We start from the raw sequence: 23187 nt of genomic DNA on the forward strand, positions 1-23187 counted from the left end.
GTTCGATTCAGACGATTTATTACCGTAAATTACGCTCGATGTTCAGTTTTCAAAGGGCAAGTTTGTTGCTGTTTTTGTTCTCTTATCTTGCCGCCCCGCGAGGCGACTTAAAGAATATAACACGAATCGAAAGCGGATTGCAACTCTTTTATTGCAGGAATATTAATACAGTTAAATTCAATTTGATATCGGCCGTCGAGTAATACGTACGAACTTCCTATTGCTAATCGGAACACAACCCTCTAAACTAAAGGTAAGTAAACCACTCGGAATAAGAGGTGCTTGTAATGAGAGAAATCCCCATGCGTTATGTGAAGGCTAACCAGTTAGGCATGTTTCTATTCGTTGTCGCCGCCTTGGCGCTGCAAGAGCCGTGGATCATCGCCGTTCTATGGGTCATCCAGGTTGTCGGCATATCGACGGAGGGACGTCTGAATCCGTTCGTGTTCCTTGCAAAACGCCTTTTCTCCAATAAAGCAGTTACCGAGACGCAAGCCGTCGAGCTCCAACGCTTCAATAATACGCTAGCCATCCTGTTCCTGACGCTATCGCTAATCTCCTACGCCTTAGGTTGGCAAATCGCCGGCGTTGCATTCGCGGCTATGCTCCTTATTGCCGCGGGCGTTGCGTTGCTCGGATACTGCATCGGCTGCACGATCTATTTTCAATTCAAGCAACTGATTGCGAGAAGACGCATCAAGCACTCCTAATTGCGCCGCCGAAGAAATACAAAACAACAGGACCGTCTCCCTCTTTGGGTGACGGTCCTGTCTTTATCAAGGACTTATGCCGTTAAGCATCGCCAAGCAGCTTCAACATCTCTTGCTCGTCCTCGAGCACCTCGACGCCGAGTTCGCGTGCTTTCGTAAGCTTGCTGCCCGCGCTCTCTCCCGCGATGACGAGATCCGTCTTCTTGGACACGCTGCCGGACACTTTGGCGCCTAACGCCTCTAGCTTCTTCGCGGCTTCGTCGCGCGTCATGACGCTGAGCGTGCCCGTAAGCACGACCGTCTTCCCGAATAACGGATGACTGGCATCCGCCGAAGCCGCCGCGGGACGTGACGCTTCCGCTTTGACGCCTGCCTCGCGCATGCGGGCGATACTCTCTTGCATAAGCGGGTCGCGGAAGAAGCCGGCAATGCTCTCCGCTACGATGCCTCCGACGTCGGGTAAACTTTGCAGCTCCTCTGCTTCGGCAGCCATCAAACGGTCCAAATTGCCGTAATGCTCCGCCAACATCTTAGCCGTCGCTTTTCCCGTGTTCGGTATCCCTAACGCGTTCAGGAACTGGCCAAGCTCGCGCGACTTAGACTTCTCTAGCGCGGCAAGCAAATTAGCCGCCTTCTTCTCGCCGAAGCGTTGGAGCTTCACAAGATCCTCCAAAGCCAATACATAGAGATCGGCAGGATCGCGCACGTTCAATTCATCGTATAGCTGCTCCGCCGTCTTGCCGCTGAACGTCTCGATGTCCATGCAGTCGCGCGAAGCAAAATGAGTTATGCGTCCGATCGTCTGCGGCTTGCAGCCGAGCCGATTGTTGCAAAACAAGTGCGCGCCGCGCATCTCAAGAGGGGCGCCGCAACCCGGGCACGTCGTCGGCACTTCGATCGTCTGCCCCGATTCGTCGTCCGCTTTGCCGAGTATTTCCGGAATGACGTCGTTGGAGCGGCGGATGAACACGCGGGTGCCGAGCGCGTGCATCAAGTTTTTGCGTTCGATATCTCCGATGTTGTTCAATGTACAGTTCTGTACCGTTACTCCCGCAAGCTCTACCGCCTCAACGCGGGCGAGCGGCGTGATTTTGCCCGTACGGCCGACTTCCCAAGAGACCGACTCCAATATCGTCGTCGTTTCCTCCGCCTCGAACTTGAAGGCGACCGCCCAACGCGGGAACTTATCCGTATAGCCGAGCGCTTGGCGCGTGCGCATGTCCGTCAGCTTGATAACCGCTCCGTCGATCAAATAATCGAGCTGGTCTCGGCGCGCCACGACGCGCTCCAACTCCGCCACGACTTCTTCCACCGTAGAGAAATACGCCGTGTACGGGTTGACGGGGAACCGATTGTCTTTCAAGAACGCGATCATCTCGCGATGGTTCTCGAACGATACGCCTTCCGCATAGCCGATGTTATAGAAGAACGCGTCCAACCGACGTGCCGCGGTAAGCTTCGGATCTTGGTTGCGCAAGGCGCCCGCGGCTCCGTTGCGCGCGTTCTTCAGCGGCTCGGCAGCCGTCTTGTTGTACTCTTCCAGCACCGACAGCCTCATAAAGCCTTCGCCCTGCACCTCGATCGTACCGCCTTCGAACCCAATCGTCAGCGGAACCGTGCGAATCGTCCGCGACTGCACGAGAATGCCTTCGCCGACTTCGCCGTTGCCGCGCGTCGCCGCTTGCGTCAATTCTCCGCCCGAATAAGTCAAATTCAAAGATAAGCCGTCGAACTTTAACTCTACGACATATTCCGGGGGAGGCAGCGGCTGATCCGGATTGCGCGAGTTGTAATCTTGAATGAGCCTTTGCGCTCTAGCCGCCCAAGCAAGCAGGTCGTCCGTGTTCTGTGCCTTGTCCAAGCTCCAAAGCCGAGATAGATGGCGATGCGGCTCGAACCCTTTGAGCAGTTCTCCGCCCACCCGCCGCGTTGGCGAATCGGGCAGCACCGTGCCGCTCGATTGCTCCAAGGCAACGAGCTCGTCATATAGGACGTCGTACTCTTTGTCGCTGATCGTCGGTTGATCTTCCGTGTAGTAGCGATGACCGTGCGCATTCAGCTCCTCGACGAGCTCTTGCATTCTTGCCATGGAATCCGTTAACGCCATCCGCCCTCAACCCCTCTTAATCGTTCTTCTTCCTATTCAACAATAGATAATGACCTATACTTTCGTCACCGGAGCGAACGCTGCGAGCAATCGCTTAACGCCTACCGGCGCCGGGAATGCAATCTGCAATTCCATGTCGTTGCCCGTGCCTTTGACCGCGACGACAGTGCCGATGCCCCACTTCGCATGCTGCACTTTGTCGCCCGCGGCGACGTTTAATCCTTCTCCCGCAGGTCGCGCTGCCGATGGCGTAGGCGATACGGTCGCGGCCGGATGCGAAGCTCCCGCTCCCGCCGAAGCCGGAGTGCCGAGCGCCGGACGAGCGCCGAAGCCGGCTGCGCTCGAACCGCCGCCAAAGGGCCCGCTTCGCGAACCGAATCCTCCGCCGCTAGCGCCGCCACTTCCACTGCTGGATCCGCCCAGTCGAGAGCTATATCCGCCATAAGAGCCGCCGGAACGACCTCCCGCAGGACCCGATACTTCCTTAAGCGAATCCGGAATCTCCTCGAGGAACCGCGACGGCGCATTGTTATTCGTACGCCCGTAGAGCAAACGGCTGCGCGCGCAAGTCAGGAACAGCTTCTTCTCCGCCCGCGTAATGCCGACATAGGCGAGTCGCCGCTCCTCTTCCATCTCTTCGTTATCCTGGTACGCGCGGTTGCCCGGGAATACGCCTTCCTCCATGCCGACGATGAACACGACCGGGAACTCCAAGCCTTTGGCGCTATGCATCGTCATGAGCACGATCGCGTCGCCGCCGTCTTCGTCGTCTTTGTTCATCGAATCGATATCCGCGATGAGCGCCAGGTCGGTCAGGAACGCCACGAGCGATTTGTCTTCGTTGCGGTTCTCGAACTCTTGCGTAACGGACAGGAACTCCTCGATATTCTCAAGTCTCGACTTGGATTCGAGCGAGTTCTCCCGAATGAACTCGGCGCGGAAATCGGTTAGCTCGAGCATTTTTTCCGTCAATTCGGTAACTGACAAGTAGTCGACCATCGCGCTCAAATTACGCATCATGTCGCGGAACTCGCCAAGCGCGACTTTCGCGCGCGTCTGGATGTCCAGACGGTATAACGCGTCGCCGAGCAATCCATCCCCTTCGCTAAGGAACCGCAAAATCGAGATGCCTCTGCGCCCCGCTTCCGCTTGCACTTTCGCCATCGTCGTGTCGCCTAGACCGCGCTTCGGCTCATTGATGATCCGATTCAAGCTGATGTCGTCGTCCGGGTTCGATACGAGCCGCAAGTAAGCGAGAATGTCCTTGATTTCTTTGCGGTCGTAGAACTTAACGCCGCCGACGATCTGATACGGAATTTCCGACTTGATCAGAACTTCCTCTATAACCCGCGATTGCGCGTTCGTCCGGTACAAAATCGCATGATCGTCATGACGGCGTCCGCTCTGGCGGTTTTTGCGTATTTCGCTCGCGACGAAGTAACCTTCCTCGTGCTCCGAATCGCCTTGGTAAACGGTGATTTTGTCTCCGCCATTTTGGTCCGTCCACAAATTTTTCGCTCTGCGGCCGAGGTTGTTTTTGATGACGGCGTTCGCCGCGTCGAGAATATTGGATGTAGACCGGTAATTTTGCTCCAAAAGGATCGTCGTAGCGTTCGGATAGTCTTTTTCGAAATTGAGGATGTTCGTAATATCCGCCCCGCGCCAACGGTAGATCGACTGGTCGCTGTCCCCTACGACGCACAGGTTGTGATGCTTGGAAGCGAGCAGCTTGCAGAGCATGTACTGTGCCCGGTTCGTATCCTGATACTCGTCCACGTGAAGGTAACGGAACTTGTTCTGGTAGAACTCGAGAACTTCCGGCACGTCCTTGAACAGCTGGATCGTCAGCATGATGAGGTCGTCGAAGTCGAGAGAGTTGTTCGCTTTCAGGCGTTTTTGGTATTGGGTGTATACGGTGGCGACGATTTTCTGAAAATAGTCCCCGGCCGTCTGCTCAAGCTTATCCGGCGTCTGCAGCTCGTTCTTCGCGTTGCTGATCGATGCCTGCACCGACTTCGGTTCGATTTTCTTCGTATCGATGTTGTTATCCTTCATAACGTTACGTATAACGGACAATTGGTCGGTAGAGTCAAGGATACTGAAATTCGAGCCGTAGCCGATCCGCTCGATATCTTTGCGCAGGATGCGAACGCACATCGAGTGGAACGTGCTGACCCAAATGTCTTTGCCTGACGGCCCGACGAGCTTGGACACGCGATCTTGCATCTCCCGCGCCGCTTTGTTCGTAAAGGTAATCGCGAGAATGCTCCATGGGGCCGCGATGCGCTTCGAAATCAAATAGGCAATCCGGTGCGTTAGCACTCGCGTCTTGCCGCTCCCCGCGCCAGCCATAATGAGCAACGGTCCGTTAGTCGTGATCGCCGCTTCGCGTTGCTTCGGATTCAGCTTGTTGATCGCCGCTTCGATATCCAGTTCGTTAGATGGTCCTTGTTCAAAAAACATGGCCTTGCTCCTTTATCGTATCGTTAACCGCGGACACTGTCGCCAGCGCGGATTCCAAGTTCGTGTAGATGACGTTGCCGACGACGACCGTATTCGCGACTTCCGCCGCCGCGCGAGCGCGCGCGGGCGAGTCGATCCCGCCGCCGTAAATCAAATGGGCTTGCCGCAGACTATCGCGCACTCGCGCAACGAGCGTCATATCGCCGAACGTTCCGCTGTACTCGAGATAGAGCACCGGCACGTTCCAAAGCCGATCGGCGACTTGCGCGTACGCGACGGCTTGGGCAAACGTTAAGTCTGCTTTGGCTCCCGTCACGCGGGCTACCGTCGAATCGGGATTAAGCACGAGATAAGCTTCTCCTACGACATCTTCCCAGGGGAGCAAATGCCCGAAGTCCGCTAGCGCGGCGGCATGCCGGCCAATGAGCCATTCGGCGGTGCCGGCGTTGAGCACGCTCGGAATGAAATACCCGTCGAACCCCGGCACTCCGCAAGAAGCATCCGACAGCTCCAACGCGCAGGGTACCTCGTACCTGCGAATGCGCGAAAGCAAATCGACCGTGTTGTCGAACGTTACGCCGCTAGATCCTCCCACGAGAATCGCGTCCGTGCCCGACAAACAAAGCCTATCCAGCGCCTCATCGCTAATTTCCCGCTCGGGATCGAGCTTGAATACATGTCTCCAATGTGCATAAAAAGAAGGAATCATTGCGCCTCCGCATAAGAACATATGTTACCTTACAGTTTACAGGAAAACGGATGGCGTTCCAAGCGAACGCCATCCGTTTTTTCGGGTAAATCCACGCTGAAGCTTGACGAATGCCAGGCTTCAAGCCGCCGGTTCTTCATCACCGGTCAACTCAATGCCGTACTTTTGCCTGACATATTGCTGCATGCTCGATATTTGACCCCTATTCAGCTCGAAGAGCTTTTGTGTACTGTCCAGCTTTCCGAGCATAATGCCGATCACTTCCGCCGCAAGAGCCGTATTCGGCTGTATCCGCGCGCTACCGTAAGCAACTGCGGATGCGCCTACTGCTTTGCCGGCGACAATGACATTGTCGTACCCTTTCGAGAGAAAGGCGCGCAAAGGCATGCCGTATCGGTTAGGCTTGCCTTTGCGCAGCAGGACGAATCTATCGATTTTATCCGCGTCTGAAATAGTCATATCCCTCATACTATGTCAGGCAAGAAGAGTACGTAAATGCGATTATATAGCCAAAAATGCCCGCATTTGGCATGCGGGCATCCTCTTATTAGGCTTAGTCCTGTAACTTGTTCTTCAAGTAGCGCCGCACCTCGTCCTTTAAGTCCGGACGCTCTAGCGCGAAGTCGATGATGGTCTTCAAGTAGCCTAGCTTCTCGCCCGTATCGTAACGCGTTCCCTGGAAGTTGTAGGCATAGACGGATTCGTCTTGCATGAGCGTGGATATCGCGTCGGTCAGCTGAATTTCGCCGCCCGCTCCGACGTCCTGCGTTTCCAAAATATCGAAGATTGCCGGCGTTAATATATAACGGCCTATAATAGCGACATTAGACGGCGCGCGATCGATAGACGGCTTCTCCACGACGCCGCGCACCTTGATGATCCGGTCCCCGTCTCCGCCCGTCGCGTCCGGATCCACGATCCCGTATCGCGACACTTCGTTGTCGGGCACTCTTTTGACCGCTAGCACCGAACCTTGAACGTCATCGTATACGTCCATCATCTGTTTAAGGCAAGGCACCCCGTCATTTTGGACGATGTCGTCCCCGAGCAACACCGCAAACGGCTCGTCGCCGATGAATTTGCGCGCGCACCATATCGCATGCCCGAGACCCCGCGGTTCCTTTTGCCGAATGTAATGAATGTCGATCAGGTCGGAAGCCTTCTGTACTTCGGACAGCAAGTCCAGCTTCCCTTTTAACCGCAAATTCTGCTCTAACTCGTAATAACTGTCAAAGTGATCCTCGATCGCGCGCTTACCTTTACCCGTCACGATGAGAATGTCCTCGATGCCGGATGCAACCGCCTCTTCTACGATGTACTGGATGCCCGGCTTATCGATGATCGGCAGCATTTCCTTCGGCATCGCCTTCGTAGCCGGCAAAAATCGGGTACCTAGTCCCGCCGCGGGAATGATCGCTTTACGAATTTTCTTCACAGGCAGCTCATCTCCTCTATGTAGAGCCGCCGGACGCCGTCCAACCGCAACGTCATCCGGGGCACCCGTCCCGCTTACTTCACCAATTGACCGCGCGTAACGCCTAGCTGATTCGTCGCTTTCAGCTTGCGCCATACTTCGCTGCCGCCGATTCGACCGTCGAGCGCGGCGCGATAAAGCGATAGCACTTCGCGTACTTTAGCGGCGTCTTCTTCCAAAAATTCGACGCGATAAGAACGAACGCCAAGCTCCATGAACGTGCTAAGGTATTCGGCTCCCGATTGCTCGACCGCGTTGTACACCGTATTGCGGCAGCCTTCGTCTACGCGAACGGGATGGGACATGCCGATGCGATCCTGCAACGATGCCCGCTTCTCCTCGCAAGGGCGGCCGCAGTTCGTAAAGTTCGTGCCTTCGCTCATGAACGTGCAGTACACGCAATGCTCCGTATGGAACATCGGCATGTGCTGATGGAGCACGATCTCCAGATGGGAGGTGTCCGCGCGGCGAAGCATATCGACCATCTGCTGAATGTTCAGGTCGTACGAAGGCGTCACCCAATCGCAACCCGCTTCGCGGAAAAGATCGACCGTCTTATGGTTAGCCACGTTCAGCGAGAAATCGCCGATCAGCATCGGATGGACGGCGTCCGGCTTCTCCATCCGTTCCTTCAAATAATAGTACAATGCGCCTGTGTTGCGAACGAGCACGGCATCCGGCTGCAGCTTCAAAATGTTCCGGTGATAGCCGTTCTCTCCCGGCATATGAATGCGCGGCGTAACGAGCGCGATCTTCTTGCCCTTCTCGCGGCATAGCTTAACCGCATCCGGGAATTGCTTGATAAATTCGAAGTCGGCGTAGATGAGCGCGACGTCCGTCTCCACGACCGCTTGCACCTGCTCGAGCGTACGGCATAGCGCCGTTAACGCAGCCTGGCCGACGGCAACGGGTTCCGCTTCTTCGTGCGAATCCGCATACTCGTCCACTTGGTGCTTCACGTACTTCGGCGGCTGCTCCCGCAACAACTCCAATTGCTCGGCGGCTTCGCGGCGCATCCGGTTCAGCTCGCTTTTCGGAACGATGACGTCGCCTTTGAGCGACACTTCCAGTTGATCCAAATGGTAGATCGTTCCGCCCAATCGACCTAGCTGTTCGCTAAGCACTTCGTGACCTAACGGACGTTTCTCCGCGCGTTCGAGCGGCATCTCGGACTCGATCGCCACGGTCGTGCCCAGACGAACGTCCGTCCAGATCGTGCGCAGCGGAGTACCTTCCTGTCCGAACACCGAAACGACGACCGGCAACGTGCGCAGCGGCTTCTCCGTCTCGTAAGTCGTGCGCAGCCTGCGGTCGAGCGCAGGGTCGCTCGTCTTCCAAACGCGGTCGCCGACATGCACTCGGTTCAAGTCGATATCGTTGCGTCCCGGGATGATCTCGATCCGGTCGCCTTCAGGCGCTTCGCCTTCCAGCTTCAAGCCGGAGCGACGCACGTCGTATACGCGTCCGCCTTCTTCCTTCTTCGTCGGATCTCCGGCGTCGAATACGATGCCGTCTCCCCGCTTCAGTGGCGCTTCAAGCTTGCAAATAACGCCATCGCGCAAAATTTGCTCGACCGTACCGAGGTAAACGCCCCGGCTCTTCGGGAACGTGCCTTCTACGAGTTGCTTATTGTTCGTGCCGTCCAGGAAGCCGTGCGTGAAGCCGCGCGAGAAGCTTTGTTGCAGCTCTCTTACTTCTTCTTTGGACGGGCCGGATTCATCGCCCTCGAAATACTTATCGATTTCTTTCGTATACTTGCTGACGACGTTCGCCACATACTCGGGACTCTTCAAGCGGCCTTCGATCTTAAACGAGGTTACGCCCGCTTCGATCAACTCCGGTACGATATCGATAGCCGCCAAATCTTTCGGCGAGAGCAAATAAGCAATATCGCCCATCGGTTGATGAACGCCGTCTACCATTAGATCGTACGGCAACCGGCAAGCTTGCGCGCATTCGCCGCGGTTCGCGGAACGACCGCCCCACATCTCGGATGTCAAACATTGACCGGAATAGGATACGCATAACGCGCCGTGCACGAACACTTCCATCGGCAGCTTCGCTTGCACGCCGATCTGCTGAATTTGCTTCAGGTTATTTTCGCGGCCGAGAACGACCCGCTCCAATCCCCACGGCTTAACGAACTCCACCGCTTCCGGCGAAGTGATCGTCATCTGCGTCGATCCGTGAATCGGGAAGTCCGGCGAAATTTCGCGGATCATCTTAACGAGTCCGAGATCCTGCACGATAACCGCGTCCACGCCCGCGTCGATGCAAGCCTCGATTAACTTGCGCGCTTCCGGCAGCTCGTCCTCGAACACGAGAATGTTAAACGTAAGAAACCCCTTCACGCCGTACTTGTGAAGGAATTTCATGATTTCCGGCAGCTCGTTCGTCTGGAAATTGTGAGCCCGCGCCCGGGCATTGAATTTCTCCACGCCGAAGAAGATCGCGTTCGCGCCGTTCGCTACCGCGGCCCTCATGCACTCCCAATCCCCTGCCGGAGCCAACAACTCGATATCTTCACGCCGCATTGCGGCTTTGTCTATCATAATCTCATTACCCTCCAAGCCGCACTGTTGCGGCGATGTACTACCTTACAGTATATCAAAGTCGGCTGATCGGAGCTATGGAAGTGTATTGAAAGTAAAAACTGTCCGATGAGCGGAGGTGAGTTCCGCCCACGGACAGTTTTAACCGCGCGTCTTTAATTTACGGTGAACGAGTCAATCGCATTCTGAAGCATGGTCGTATTCATCGGCGAAGCGAAAAAGTCGTGCATGACGCTCTCCACGATGTAGACGTTACCGTTCTTCGCGAAGAAGTACATGACCACCTTGATGTTGCTTTCCGCCAACGCCGTCGACGAGAACTCCAGCTTCGTGGCAGTCGTGCCCGCGAAAGTAACTTTCGTGCTGGCATCCTTCTTCAGAACGCCGCCTTCCGTAACGTTCTTGGTCAAAATATCCTCGACGCCCTCCGTGCTATCGATCGAATACACCTCGACGATGAAATCCGATTCGTCGCCTCCGAAATGTACCGTATTGGCATCCATATCGGGCGTCCCGTCCACCCAATATTTCGGAATCGTCACGTTATATCCGAACTTCTTGCTCGACTTGGTTACGAGCGTTGTCAAGTCCTTCGTATCGTCCGGATCCGGCACTTGACCGAAGTTTTTCTCGACCGTGGCAAAATCGACCTTCATGCCGTTGCTCATCTCGTACAAGACGTCGAGCATCACCGCCCGTTGTTCTTGCGGGTACGTCAGGCTGATCTCGTATTTATAATTGCCTTTGATTGCGGAAATGCTCGTTATCTCGATCCATGTCTTCTTATCCATGGTGAACACGATCTTGCTTTGCTTCGCCGGTACGCCGTTCCATGTAATATCGATCGTCTCTATCGGCTTCCGGTACGCTTCCGCCGACATATCTTCGAAATTTTTTACGTCCCGTTGTAACCAAGCGTCGAGTGTGTCGTTAGGGATTATGGAATGGACGTCGAAGGATAGCTCCGCCCCTTCGGGACCCGAGTAAGCAAGACCGGTGTTAGCGGGATCTTTGTCTTCGCTCCAAGCTACCGGTAACTGTAGCTTCAATCCGTAGTTGGCGTTCACGTAGGCGATCTTCCCGTTCTTGACGATGGATAGATCCTTGAGCGATTTATTCGCGGCGTCGAACGACGTTTGGAAGCTGTCGAGCAGCCCTTTGTACGCGTCCAGCTCCGCCTTCGACTTAGCCTTCGTTCCGAAAATGACCGTATAGAAGTAACCGTTGTGCTGAATTCCCCGATATTCGTAGAAAAAGCCGCCACTGTCCTTGGTAATGATCCGTTGGAACGTATTGGCCCCGACCTTGACCGAACCGACATCGATCGTCGTATCGCCGTCGCTGTAATCCTTAAGAATGCCGGATTGTTCGCTTGCATCGAGCGCTTCCTCCGCCTTGTCCACGAACACCGCCATGTAAAATTCGCCTTTAACGTCCGCGAACGTAATTTTCGAGCCTTTGTCCCACTGTTCGTCTTGGGCCAAATTCGTCGGCATATTCATCGACCACTTGTAATAGCTGTCGCCAACCTTGTTCTTGCCGGCGTCGGAGTCGATGCTGTTGCCAGCGGCTGCTGGTGTTGCGCTAGCGCCTTTGAGGACGAGCTCCTTCGTCTTGGCGTCCGTCGTTAGCTTAATGCCGAGCGCCTTGGCGATCGACTCGACCGGGATCATCGTTACGCCCGACTTATCGACCGGGGCAACCGGCAAAGTCGCCTTCTTGCCATCGAACGTCGCAGCTTTGCTACCCTTGGTCACGATTAAGATATGTTTGAGATACGTGATCTGAAGGTTTTTGCCCGTCGGTTTGAGCGTTGCTCCGAACCCTTTCGCGTTCGTGAACACGCTAAGAGGGACCATTGCGATTTTCCCGGAATTGTATGGCGGCTGAATCTTGATCTTCTCGGCATTAATAGTCATTTGGCTGCTGCCGACCTTGACGCGGATTTCCGCCTGCTTCACCGTGCTATCTGCCGCGTAAGCAGGTAATGCCGTTACGATAAGAAGAATGAGGGCGATTAATAAGGATAAGGGTTGTTTCATGCGGTTAATCCGAACCATGTATAAGTGCTCCTCTCGAATACGTACGAATGATTGTCGGCATTGCTTATTTCGTTAGCCCTCGGATAGCACGAGCTTATGCGTGACCAAATCCCCGTCCGAAAGGACGGTTACTTGCACGGTATCGCCCGGCAAATACGCCTTCAGCAATTCCGTTAGTTCCACTTCCGAGTACACCTCGTGATCATTAATGGAGAAGATTTGATCTCCGGCGACGATTCCCGATTTGACCGCGTTAGCAGCCGGCACCGACACGACCGTCATCGGTTCTTCGGTTGGCAGACCTACTACGGCAGACCAGCTTTCCTCTAGCTCCAAGCCCAGCGAAGCGCGCTTAACCTTGCCATACTTATAAAAATGGTTCAACACGTATTGGACGGTATCGGCCGGGATGGCGAATCCTATGCTATCAATATCAACGTCGACGAATTTCATGGAGTTGATGCCGACGATTTCGCCCTTCAGGTTAACGAGCGGACCGCCGCTATTACCCGGATTGATGGCGGCATCCGTCTGAATTAAATTGTAATCGGACGCCACGGATCGGTTCATGCCGCTAATAACGCCGACCGTCGCGGTATTCCGCAAAGAGAATGAAATCGGCGTTCCGATTGCGATTGCCGTTTCGCCGACTTGCAGTTGGAGCGGCGAAGGCGCGAACACGGCCGGCTTCAATCCCGTTTTACTGATTTTGACGAGCGCCAAATCGCTTTTCTCGTCTATCTGCTTGCGAGTTCCCGCATATTCCTTGCCATCCGCCGTTACGACGACGATCTTCTTCATGTCTTTAACGACGTGAGCGTTCGTGACGATCCAGCCGTCGCTCTTCACGATGACGCCCGTGCCGTGGGCCAAGGAGAACCGATTGTCCGCGTTGGCGTCATCCGGCTTGCCGATGATGGCCACGACCGAAGGGGATACTTTCTTGATGACATCCGGAACGACCGATTGCGGTGAATAGGTATATTGCTTCGTCTTCGCGTCGTAGTTGCCCGAACCTCCAACTTGGGCTACTAACGACGATGCTTTCACGTACACTTCTCCATTAATAACTTTCGCGTCCAAAGAGACATTGCTTCCGCTAGAACCTGCCGCAATCGCGGATCCAGCCGCTGTCAGCATGACGACGCATGCTAGACCCGCTATTGCGAACCGTCGTCTAAACCTAATCAAATTTGCACTCTCCCCCAATACAACGATTATTAACTCTATCAACCAAACAGGTATACTTTACCATAACTGCAGATTGTTCGGAACCGCTCCTAAGTCTCATTAACCTTATTTTTTCATAAAAAAAAAAGACCCTAGCGCTGTTGCGCTAAGGCCCGTCCAATTCGGTCTCATCTATTTCGTTCGTTACCAGCCGCTGATCATCTTGTAATCCGCAAGCAGGAATACAAGCAACGATACCGTTCCGAATCCGATTGCGAATATGTTTTTGCGAGGCCGCTGCATAAGCAGACGAATCAACCCTGCCGCAATAAGTACCGTGAAGATCACCATGAACACGTCGAAAGGCGTGTATGTGGTGGTCGGTTCCGTTTCCGCTAGAAACATTTGGGAGACCTCCTTTATCTAACCTGCTGAACCCATCTTTATCTATGTTAGCTTCTGGGCGTTCGGGTTGCAAGTCCGAAATTGCGCCCGTAACAACTTTGTCACACTTCCCGCCGCAATTTATGAATTGTCACGCCCTGACATCTATGATTATTCGCGACATTCGCGAAATTTACTCTTAACAAGGCTTCGCTTCCCTTCCGTAATTGGATTAATGATGACACCTCTAGGGAATGGCTTTATTGGAGCTTGTCTATACTAGTGCGGTACGAAATATACATGCATGGAGGATGGAAAATGAGCGAAGACAACTATCCGATCGCTAACCTTAACGCCGACGAGGTTAATGAGATTAAACGATTCGAGCAGCAGCTGTCGGAGAAATCCGGACACCCTATCGCGCTCATCGCTTATGACATCGATAATAGCGACTCGGACTGATTGGAAATGGATTTTATGTCCATACTAATCGGGAATCCAACAATTGGGAGGAACCCCACGTGAACAAACGACTGCTCATACTCCTCGTTGCCGCCTTGATGACCGTGTCGGCACCTTTAATGGTCGCCGCCGCCACGCCGGACGGCGATAAGCACAACGAGCCTCGGCCTTCGCTCGATTGGAAAGCCTACCCTGCCGAGATCCAAGCGTTGAAAGTCCAATTGGACAGCATCCGGGATCAGCAAAAAGGCTTATTCGCGCAAATGAAAAACCAGCATGATCAAATTCGAGAAGCGCAAAAGTCGCTGAACGACAATCAACGCAAAGCCATGAAAAAAAACGCCCAGAAAATCATCGAACAGATGAAGGCGACGCGCGACTCGATCCATACGTTGCGAGATCAAAAACGCACGTCGTGGGAAAACTTCCATTCGCACTCCAAAGATAAACTTTGGAGCGACGCAAAAACTGATCTGCAAACGATAGTGAAGCAGAAACAGCAAATTCTCGATAACCAAAGAAACATTCTAAAGCTGCAGCAGCAGCTCATCGTGTTAATGAAGCCAACCGAAAGCATGCATTACCACGCCGAGGAATAAAAGATAAGACCGCCGAGGATCGCTTCCTCGGCGGTCTTATCTTTTATTCCTGTTAACCATTCACCACTTAAACGTATCGAGCGGACTAGACCCATCCTCTTTCATCGGCATGACGTGCATTACCGCATTCTTCTTCAAATCAACGATCGCATAACCTTCCTGATCCTGGTTGTCGACAGAAAAATGATAAAAGTAAAGGAATCGATCGCCCTCCGGGCTCCACTCCTGCAATCTGACCCATTGATACACGCCATCGATCTTAGCCGGATCGACCTCCCCTTCGAATACACTGCCTTTTGCATCGATTAATCCGTCAATCATATTAGGTAGCACGATCCATTCGTTAGTCGTTAAATCATACACATGCGCGGCTTGCCAAATACGGCCTCCGTTGCCGACGAACAAATACCGGTTATTCGGGGAAAACGCTAAGCTGATAATGCTCGGATCCTTGAAGATCTGTTCGGTATGGCCGTCTCGGACGAGAAATACTTTTCCGTCGTTGAACCTGGCTTCCTGGAATTTATAATAAGCCGCCATCTGACCGTCGGACGAACGGGCGAAAGCTTCGCCTTCGTAGGTAGCGGTTATGAGGCTATTCGAGAAGCTTGCCGCACGCGCCACGTCGGCATCCGGATCGTTCGTGAGCGACGCAATGGCTTGGCGATCGGTATCCGTCAGCCGATCCGCATAGTCGGTGATCTTATAGGCGCAATACCAGCGAATTAGCGGATCGGAGTTGCTTAATCCCGCTACATAATAAGCTAGCGGCTTCTCCTCGAACTCCTGATACAGCTCTTCCTTGAACATAATCTTCGAGGCGAAGTCTTTCCAATAGGCATCGATTTCGTTATCTACCGTGTTTGCTTCGGTCGCGACTGCTTCCGTTGATGAAGGGATTGCCGTAGGGGAAGGCGGGTTTACCGGCGTGCCGGTTGGCGTATCACTTGGCGATTGATGCTCAGTCTCTTCTGCCGCCTTAACGGCCAATTCGCTCCTTGTGTCCCTGCATGCCGCTAAGGCGCTTACTGCAATTACGATTATCAAACCCCGTGTTATCGTTCTCCCAATCCGCATTCCCGCTCCACCTTACTCTTCCAACAATATTTGTTCGAATAGCTCTGCCCTGCGTAACGACTTCAACGGGTCGCCTACCCCGTCCTCGACGCACCACCATGCGGACAATACGCCGAAGCTCATAGCCCACTTGAGAATTCTGTTCCGATCTAGCTGAAGCGCCTCGGATAACGCGTTTACCCGACGGCGCAGCACCTCTAGCTGACCGCTATCCGGCAAATGATTCGTCATCAAAGAGCATACCTCGTACTCCGCTTCGCCGACAACGCCTTTCGGATCGATCGCGATCCATGGCTCGCGCTCTCCAGCCAGTATATTGCCATGATGCAAATCGCCATGAAGCAATAAGGGCGCTCCCGACGTATCCAACAGTTGCTTAAACGTCGTCTCGGCGAGAGCGACTAGCCGTTCGGGGAGCGAACCCGTTCCCCCGTTATTAGCTTGTCTAAGCCGGGCTAATCCCTCGGTCCATCTCTCTACCTTAGGGAACGGATGGGGCTCGGCCGGCGCCGGCCTCCACAAACGCTTCATTAAACGCGCCGCAGCTAGCATCGCTTCCGTGTCGTCCTGCACTTTATGAAGCGTATACCCAGGCAACACGGCTTCAATGAGTAAGATGCCTTTGTCCGGTTCGGACGCGATTACGCGCGCCGCCCCTCTTCCATCGAATAGCCTCAGCGCTTGTTCCTCTGATCGGCTCTCCTTGTTAGGCACGCTTAGCTTCAAAGCCGCCTCTGTTCCGTCTTCCAGCAGAACGGCGGCAACATAGTTAAAGGAAAGCTCGTAGGGATGCCGAATGCTCAACTTCCATGTCTGCTCGCAGTAACGAATTAGCTCATCGAAGTTTTCAAGCCATGCTTCTCCCTGCTTGCCATGTACGCTTCTTATCGTCCGTTTGAACACTTCCGGTAGTTGCAACTTATCTCGCTCCCCTATAAAAATCCCCTTCAAGGAAAACAAACGTATACGAATATGCTCGTAAATCGTCTGTCTTGCCGTGAAGGGGATCTGTTAAGTTATACGTTCGCCATTGCCGCTTCCGTCCGTGCACGGTCTCTTTCCAGCACGGGACCAAGATAACGGCCGGTATAAGACTTCTCGACCTTCGTCACGTCCTCCGGCGTACCGGTCGCGACGATCGTACCGCCGCCGTTGCCACCCTCCGGACCGAGATCGACTAAATAGTCGGCAGTCTTAATGACGTCCAGATTGTGCTCGATGACGAGCACGCTCTCTCCCGAATCGACGAGTCTGTGCAACACTTGCAACAACCGATCGATATCGTCGACATGCAAACCGGTCGTCGGCTCGTCGAGAATGTACAATGTCTTGCCCGTGCTGCGTCTGTACAGCTCCGCGGCTAGCTTAACCCGTTGCGCTTCGCCGCCGGACAGCGTCGTCGCGGGCTGACCAAGGTTCATGTATCCAAGACCGACATCCATCAGCGTCTGCATCTTGCGATGAATGCGCGGGATGTTCACGAAAAACTCCGTAGCGTCCTCGATCGTCATCTCGAGCAGCTCGGCGATGCTCTTGCCTTTGTATTTCACTTCGAGCGTCTCGCGATTGTAACGCTTGCCTTTGCAAACTTCGCAAGGCACGTACACGTCCGGAAGGAAGTGCATCTCGATCTTGATAATGCCGTCGCCTTTGCAAGCTTCGCAGCGTCCGCCCTTCACGTTAAAGCTGAAGCGACCCTTCTTATATCCGCGCACCTTGGATTCATTCGTCATCGCGTACACGTCGCGAATGTCGTCGAAGACGCCGGTGTAAGTCGCCGGATTCGAGCGCGGCGTACGGCCGATCGGAGATTGGTCGATATCGATGACTTTCTCTAGATTATCTATGCCGACGATTTCCTTGTGCTCGCCCGGTCGCGTCTTCGCCTTGTTCAAATCGCGCGCCAACGTCTTATACAAGATCTCGTTCACGAGCGTTGACTTGCCGGAACCCGAAACTCCGGTTACCGCCGTAAATACGCCTAACGGAATCTTCGCGTTAATGTTCTTCAGGTTGTTCTCCTTGGCGCCCTTCACTTCAAGCCACTTGCCGTTCGGCTTACGCCGTTCGAGCGGTACCGGGATGAACTTCCGTCCGCTTAGGTATGCGCCGGTTAACGAATTCTCGTCCGCCATGACCTGAGCCGGCGTACCTTGCGAAATAATAGTGCCGCCGTGAATGCCTGCGCCTGGGCCGATGTCGATGATGTAATCCGCCGCAAGCATCGTATCCTCGTCATGCTCGACGACGATAAGCGTATTGCCAAGATCGCGCATATGCTCGAGCGTCTGGATGAGGCGATCGTTATCGCGCTGATGCAAGCCGATACTCGGCTCGTCAAGGATGTACAGTACGCCCATCAGACTCGATCCGATCTGCGTCGCAAGCCGAATCCGCTGCGCCTCGCCTCCAGACAACGTTCCTGCCGCGCGGGATAACGATAAATAATCCAGCCCGACGTTCACAAGGAAGCCGAGTCGATTGTTGATTTCCTTCAATATAAGATTCGCGATCGTCTTTTCCTTCTCGGAAAGCGATAGTCCGGAGAAAAACCGTTGCGCATCCCCGATCGACAGCGCCGTCACGTAGCCCATGTTCTCGCCGCCGACCGTAACGGCCAGCGATTCCTTCTTAAGCCGTTGGCCTTTGCAAGACGAGCAAGGTTGCGCGCTCATATAGGCTTCGATGAACTCGCGAATGCCTTCGGAGCCCGTCTCCCGGTAGCGGCGCTCGAGATTGTTCACGACGCCTTCGAACGGCACTTGCGCATCGCGGGTATGCCCGAACTCGTTCTCGTAACGGAACCGGATCTTCTCTCCGCCCGTTCCGTTAAGGATGATGTTCAACTGCTTATCCGTAAGCTCCTCGATCGGCTTATCGGTCGCAATGCCATAATGCGCGCACACCGCGGCCAAAAACTGCGGATAGTAATTGGACGTGCTTCCCGCCCACGCCTCGAACGCCCCGTCGTCGATGCTCTTGCTGCGATCGGGCACGAGCAAATCCGGATCGACGACCATCTTCGCGCCGAGACCGTCGCACGTAGGACAAGCGCCATACGGCGAGTTAAAGGAGAACATGCGCGGCGCCAGCTCGTCGATCGAGAAGCCGCACACCGGGCAAGCCAGATTGGAGTTGAACAGCAATTCTTCTTTATCGATAATGTCCACGATGATCTGACCGCCGGACAGCTTAAGTCCGGTCTCTAGCGAATCCGCCAGACGCGAAGCGACGTCGTCTTTCACCACGATCCGGTCAACGACGACTTCGATGGAATGCTTCTTGTTCTTCTCGAGCTCGATCTTCTCGGACAGATCGCGAATTTCTCCGTTCACGCGTACCCGCACGAAGCCTTGCTTCTGCACGTCCTGGAGCAGTTTGCTATGTTCGCCTTTGCGGCCGGATACGATCGGAGCGAGAATTTGCAATCGCGTCCGCTCCGGATATTCCATGATCCGGTCGACCATCTGTTCGACGGTTTGCGACGTAATCTCGATGCCGTGCTCCGGACAATGCGGCTTGCCGACGCGCGCGAACATAAGGCGCAAATAGTCGTAAATTTCCGTGACCGTACCTACGGTCGAACGGGGATTGCGGCTAGTCGTCTTCTGGTCGATGGAGATCGCCGGCGATAAGCCTTCGATCGAATCGACGTCCGGTTTGTCCATCTGCCCGAGAAATTGCCGCGCGTAGGCGGACAACGATTCCACGTATCTGCGCTGTCCCTCGGCATAGATCGTATCGAAAGCCAGCGACGACTTGCCGGAACCGGATAACCCGGTCAGCACGACGAACTTGTCGCGGGGAATCGTTACGTCGATATTTTTCAAATTATGGGCGCGCGCGCCCTTGATTACGATGCTCTCGTTGGCCAACGAATAAAAGCCCCTTTCGCGACAGCGCGGGGGCTTCAGACGCGCCAACCGCAGTCGTTAAGCAAATAGGAATATACGTTCCCATTCATTATATCCGACCGAGGTCGGTCATGCAAATCGATTTTGGCGCTTGCTTGTCTATTTCGTCTATAAGAAAAGGGGCCATCCCAAGGTCATCCAAAAATGACCGAGGGACAGCCTCTTCTTTGATTGTACGCGTTACTTACAGCAGTTCCTTGCGAAGCTCTGCCGCCGATTTCGGAGAAAGCAGGCCAAACGGAACGTCGAATACCGTTTTAGCGCCTTTTTGTCCGTCTTGCGCCATGCGGTAAACCGCGCGAGCGTAAGCGACGAGTACGCTTGCCGTGAATTCGGGGTTGCTGTCGAGCGTCAAGCTGAATTCGACGATTTGTTTGCTGCCTTGGCCCGTGCGTCCGCTGCGGATTACGTTGCCGCCATGCGGCATCGTGCCATGCTCGGCGCGAAGCGTCTCTTCGCTGATGAAGTTGACGACCGTATCGTAATCCGAGAAATAGTTAGGCATGTTGCGGATTTCTTCCGCGATCGCTTCTGCGTTCGCGCCTTCTTCCAAGACGATATAGCATTCGCGCAAATGTTTCTCGCGCGTCGTCAGTTCCGGATTCTCGCCGCTGCGTACGCGTGCTACCGCTTCTTCGCGAGGAATCGTGTATTGAATGCCGTTCTTAACGCCGTTAACGCGGCGAATCGCATCGGAGTGGCCTTGGCTAACGCCTTTGCCCCAGAACGTGTACTCGTTGCCTTCCGGAAGCACCGCTTCCGCAAGCAAGCGGTTCAAGGAGAACAAGCCTGGATCCCAGCCGGTTGAAATTACGCTGACGTTGCCGCCGGAACGAGCGGACTCGTCCACTTTGTTAAAGTATTCCGGAATGCGCGCGTGAGTATCGAAGCTGTCCACCGTGTGGAACAATTTCGACAACGCGGGACCTTGATCCGGCAAGTCCGTAGCGGAACCGCCGCATAGAATAAGAACGTCGATTTTGCCTTTGTAGGATTCGATCTCGGAGATCGACACGAGGCCTTTGCCTGCGGATTCAGGGCTTCTGCGCGTAAAGATCGCTTCGAGCGACATGTCCGGGTTTTGGCGAATAGCCGCCTCTACGCCGCGTCCAAGATTTCCGTAACCGACGATTCCGACTTTAATTTGTTGTGCCATGAAAATGCGTCCTCCACTCATTCGACTGTTATGATTTTATCCGTTTATCTTACCCTATGATGGTTTGAAGAAAAAGCAATTTTGTGGGAAAACAACAACCTATATGTATATAAGTCCATAAAATTAGACAAAAAATCCATCCTTTTTGGCGGAATTATACATGGATCATCGCATTAATCCATATAAAAAGTCGACAAGACGTACGTCTTGTCGACTCGCGATAAAGTTATAATCCGGCCTTCAATTCCAGTAGCGCATCACGAAGCTCTGCTGCTCTTTCGAACTGCAAGCTCTTCGCCGCTTCCTTCATTTCGGCTTCCAACCGCTCGATAACGGACAGTCGATCTTTCTTGGATAGCTTGCCAAGATCGTCTTTGCCCGTCAAATAAGAGCTCTTCGCCTCCGCGACCTTCGTCGCTTCGATGACGTCCCGCACTTTTTTGCGAATCGTCTGCGGTGTAATGCCGTGTTTCTCGTTATAGGCCAGTTGGATCGTCCGGCGGCGTTCCGTCTCCCCGATCGCCCGCTCCATCGAATCCGTAATTTTATCCCCGTACATAATAACGCGCCCCTCGGAGTTCCGCGCCGCCCGGCCGATCGTCTGGATGAGCGAACGTTCGGAACGGAGGAACCCTTCTTTGTCCGCGTCCAGAATGGCAACGAGCGTAACTTCCGGCAAATCTAGGCCTTCCCGCAGCAGGTTAATGCCGATGAGAACGTCGAACGTGCCTAGCCGTAAATCCCGCAAAATGGCCATCCGCTCCAACGTCTTGATGTCCGAGTGCAAGTATCTGACTTTAATGCCGACTTCCTTCAAATAGTCCGTCAAATCCTCCGACATCTTCTTCGTCAGCGTCGTCACGAGCACGCGCTCGTCCTGGGCGACCCGGATGCGAATCTCGCCGAGCAAATCGTCGATTTGCCCCTTCGTCGGACGGACCTCGATGAGCGGATCGATGAGTCCCGTCGGCCGGATAATCTGTTGCACCATCGTCGGGCAATGCTCCATCTCGTAGGGCCCCGGCGTCGCGGATACGTAGATCAGCTGTTTCGCCTTCTCCTCGAACTCCTCGAACTTCAGCGGCCTGTTGTCCTTCGCGGACGGCAGCCGGAAGCCGTGATCGACGAGCACCGTCTTGCGGGCTTGGTCACCGTTGTACATAGCGCGCACTTGTGGCAGTGTCACGTGAGACTCGTCGATGACGATAAGGTAATCGTCCGGGAAGAAGTCCATTAACGTATACGGCGTCGCGCCCCTCTCGCGGAACGTCATCGGACCCGAGTAGTTCTCGATGCCCGAGCAGAAGCCCATCTCCGCCATCATCTCGAGGTCATAGCGGGTGCGCTGCTCCAAACGCTGCGCTTCCAGCAGCTTGCCTTCCTCGCGAAGCTCGACTAGCCGTTCCTCCAGCTCTTGCTCGATGTTGACGAGCGCGCGCTTCATCTTCTCTTCGCCGGTCACGAAGTGAGAGCCCGGGAAGATGACGACATGATCCCGTGAACCGGTAATCTCGCCCGTTAGCACGTCGATCTCGGTAATCCGTTCGATCTCGTCGCCGAACATCTCGACCCGGATCGCCTGGTCGCTCCGCGACACCGGGAAAATCTCGATGACGTCGCCACGTACCCGGAACGTCCCGCGCGTGAAGTTAATATCGTTGCGCTGGTACTGGATGTCGACCAGCTTATGCAGGATCGCGTTGCGCGAGCGCTCCATTCCGACGCGCAAGCTGAGCCGCAAATCGCGATACTCCTCGGGCGAACCGAGACCGTAGATGCAAGAGACGCTGGCCACGATAATAACGTCGCGCCGCTCGAACAGCGAGGAGGTCGAGGAGTGACGGAGCTTATCGATCTCGTCGTTAATGCTGGAGTCCTTCTCGATATAAGTATCGGTCGACGGAATATAGGCTTCCGGTTGATAGTAATCGTAATAGCTGACGAAGTATTCCACCGCGTTCTCGGGGAAAAACTCTTTGAACTCGCTGCACAGCTGCGCCGCGAGCGTCTTGTTATGCGCGATGACAAGCGTCGGCTTGTTTACCTTGGCGATCGTCTGCGCGATCGTGAACGTCTTCCCCGTACCGGTCGCGCCCAGCAGCGTCTGGTGTCTCGCCCCTGCCGTAACGCCCTCGGTCAGCTCTCGAATCGCGCCCGGCTGATCCCCTTGCGGCGAGTATTCCGACACGAGCTTAAAGGGGCGATTATCGATTTCCGTATCCGCCATCTCCTGCGTCCTCCCTCGAATCTAATGCGCTATATCGACAAAAAGTTGCGAATGTGTGTTCTCATTTCATTATAACTTTTTCCAGCTCCCGCGTCAAAATGGCTCTGGAAATCCTTGTATTATACGCAGAATCGCTTAGAC

17 protein-coding genes are annotated in these 23187 nt (G+C 54.4%); 3 read left to right on the plus strand and 14 right to left on the minus strand.

What is annotated here, in order from left to right:
• The first annotated feature begins 287 nt into the window (after positions 1-287).
• Complete coding sequence (locus ACFPQ4_RS05385; RefSeq protein WP_378110755.1) at positions 288-710, plus strand: DUF4395 domain-containing protein; 423 nt, start codon at positions 288-290, stop codon at positions 708-710.
• Positions 711-792: 82 nt separating this feature from the next.
• On the opposite strand, the gene ligA is transcribed toward ACFPQ4_RS05385, so the two are convergent.
• The 9 genes from ligA to ACFPQ4_RS05430 all read right to left on the minus strand — a co-directional run bounded on the left by ligA (position 793) and on the right by ACFPQ4_RS05430 (position 13632).
• Positions 793-2817, minus strand: coding sequence for an NAD-dependent DNA ligase LigA (gene ligA, locus ACFPQ4_RS05390; protein WP_378110756.1), 2025 nt, complete (start codon positions 2815-2817; stop codon positions 793-795).
• Between the two features lie 54 nt (positions 2818-2871).
• Positions 2872-5280, minus strand: coding sequence for a DNA helicase PcrA (gene pcrA, locus ACFPQ4_RS05395; protein WP_378110757.1), 2409 nt, complete (start codon positions 5278-5280; stop codon positions 2872-2874).
• Positions 5270-5989 (minus strand): heptaprenylglyceryl phosphate synthase, encoded by a 720-nt coding sequence (pcrB, locus tag ACFPQ4_RS05400; RefSeq protein ID WP_378110758.1) that lies wholly within the window; start codon positions 5987-5989, stop codon positions 5270-5272. Before pcrB ends, pcrA begins: the two co-directional genes overlap by 11 nt.
• A gap of 120 nt (positions 5990-6109) precedes the next feature.
• Positions 6110-6448, minus strand: coding sequence for an FAD-dependent oxidoreductase (locus ACFPQ4_RS05405; RefSeq protein WP_378110759.1), 339 nt, complete (start codon positions 6446-6448; stop codon positions 6110-6112).
• A gap of 94 nt (positions 6449-6542) precedes the next feature.
• Positions 6543-7424, minus strand: a complete 882-nt coding sequence (galU, locus tag ACFPQ4_RS05410; protein ID WP_378110760.1) for a UTP--glucose-1-phosphate uridylyltransferase GalU — start codon at positions 7422-7424, stop codon at positions 6543-6545.
• Between the two features lie 74 nt (positions 7425-7498).
• On the minus strand, positions 7499-10015 hold the full coding sequence (locus tag ACFPQ4_RS05415) for a U32 family peptidase (protein WP_378110761.1): 2517 nt from the start codon (positions 10013-10015) through the stop codon (positions 7499-7501).
• A 155-nt stretch (positions 10016-10170) separates the two neighbouring features.
• Positions 10171-12075, minus strand: a complete 1905-nt coding sequence (locus ACFPQ4_RS05420) for a copper amine oxidase N-terminal domain-containing protein (protein WP_378110762.1) — start codon at positions 12073-12075, stop codon at positions 10171-10173.
• A gap of 54 nt (positions 12076-12129) precedes the next feature.
• Positions 12130-13248, minus strand: coding sequence for a S1C family serine protease (locus ACFPQ4_RS05425; protein ID WP_378110763.1), 1119 nt, complete (start codon positions 13246-13248; stop codon positions 12130-12132).
• A 183-nt stretch (positions 13249-13431) separates the two neighbouring features.
• Positions 13432-13632, minus strand: a complete 201-nt coding sequence (locus tag ACFPQ4_RS05430; protein WP_378110764.1) for a hypothetical protein — start codon at positions 13630-13632, stop codon at positions 13432-13434.
• 297 nt (positions 13633-13929) lie between these two features.
• Between ACFPQ4_RS05430 and ACFPQ4_RS05435 the strand changes: the two genes are divergently transcribed.
• Entirely contained in the window at positions 13930-14073 is a 144-nt protein-coding gene (locus ACFPQ4_RS05435; protein ID WP_378110765.1) for a hypothetical protein, read from the plus strand.
• A gap of 59 nt (positions 14074-14132) precedes the next feature.
• Positions 14133-14672, plus strand: a complete 540-nt coding sequence (locus tag ACFPQ4_RS05440) for a hypothetical protein (RefSeq protein WP_378110766.1) — start codon at positions 14133-14135, stop codon at positions 14670-14672.
• 60 nt (positions 14673-14732) lie between these two features.
• Here the strand turns inward: ACFPQ4_RS05440 and ACFPQ4_RS05445 are convergent, their stop codons facing one another.
• The 5 genes from ACFPQ4_RS05445 to uvrB form a co-directional block, all read right to left on the minus strand.
• The gene (locus ACFPQ4_RS05445; RefSeq protein ID WP_378110767.1) at positions 14733-15662 is read right to left on the minus strand and encodes a hypothetical protein; all 930 of its coding nucleotides are present in this window, start codon (positions 15660-15662) and stop codon (positions 14733-14735) included.
• A gap of 99 nt (positions 15663-15761) precedes the next feature.
• Complete coding sequence (locus ACFPQ4_RS05450; RefSeq protein WP_378110768.1) at positions 15762-16667, minus strand: aminoglycoside phosphotransferase family protein; 906 nt, start codon at positions 16665-16667, stop codon at positions 15762-15764.
• A 98-nt stretch (positions 16668-16765) separates the two neighbouring features.
• Positions 16766-19624 carry an excinuclease ABC subunit UvrA gene (gene uvrA, locus ACFPQ4_RS05455; RefSeq protein WP_378110769.1) on the minus strand — a complete coding sequence of 953 codons (2859 nt, stop codon included), beginning with the start codon at positions 19622-19624 and terminating at the stop codon, positions 16766-16768.
• 223 nt (positions 19625-19847) lie between these two features.
• On the minus strand, positions 19848-20819 hold the full coding sequence (locus ACFPQ4_RS05460) for a diaminopimelate dehydrogenase (RefSeq protein WP_378110770.1): 972 nt from the start codon (positions 20817-20819) through the stop codon (positions 19848-19850).
• A gap of 226 nt (positions 20820-21045) precedes the next feature.
• Positions 21046-23046 (minus strand): excinuclease ABC subunit UvrB, encoded by a 2001-nt coding sequence (gene uvrB / locus ACFPQ4_RS05465; protein ID WP_378110771.1) that lies wholly within the window; start codon positions 23044-23046, stop codon positions 21046-21048.
• Positions 23047-23187: the final 141 nt, after the last annotated feature.

The sequence above is a fragment of the Cohnella yongneupensis genome (assembly GCF_042655785.1).
Lineage (GTDB): Bacteria > Bacillota > Bacilli > Paenibacillales > Paenibacillaceae > Cohnella > Cohnella yongneupensis.

Coding starts and splice junctions, on each gene's coding strand:
- ACFPQ4_RS05420 (WP_378110762.1), bottom strand. CDS start 12,075: ATGGTTCGGATTAACCGCATGAAACAACCCTTATCCTTATTAATCGCC.
- ACFPQ4_RS05405 (WP_378110759.1), bottom strand. CDS start 6,448: ATGACTATTTCAGACGCGGATAAAATCGATAGATTCGTCCTGCTGCGC.
- ACFPQ4_RS05435 (WP_378110765.1), top strand. CDS start 13,930: ATGAGCGAAGACAACTATCCGATCGCTAACCTTAACGCCGACGAGGTT.
- uvrB (WP_378110771.1), bottom strand. CDS start 23,046: ATGGCGGATACGGAAATCGATAATCGCCCCTTTAAGCTCGTGTCGGAA.
- pcrA (WP_378110757.1), bottom strand. CDS start 5,280: ATGTTTTTTGAACAAGGACCATCTAACGAACTGGATATCGAAGCGGCG.
- ACFPQ4_RS05430 (WP_378110764.1), bottom strand. CDS start 13,632: ATGTTTCTAGCGGAAACGGAACCGACCACCACATACACGCCTTTCGAC.
- ACFPQ4_RS05415 (WP_378110761.1), bottom strand. CDS start 10,015: ATGATAGACAAAGCCGCAATGCGGCGTGAAGATATCGAGTTGTTGGCT.
- ACFPQ4_RS05385 (WP_378110755.1), top strand. CDS start 288: ATGAGAGAAATCCCCATGCGTTATGTGAAGGCTAACCAGTTAGGCATG.
- pcrB (WP_378110758.1), bottom strand. CDS start 5,989: ATGATTCCTTCTTTTTATGCACATTGGAGACATGTATTCAAGCTCGAT.
- ligA (WP_378110756.1), bottom strand. CDS start 2,817: ATGGCGTTAACGGATTCCATGGCAAGAATGCAAGAGCTCGTCGAGGAG.
- ACFPQ4_RS05460 (WP_378110770.1), bottom strand. CDS start 20,819: ATGGCACAACAAATTAAAGTCGGAATCGTCGGTTACGGAAATCTTGGA.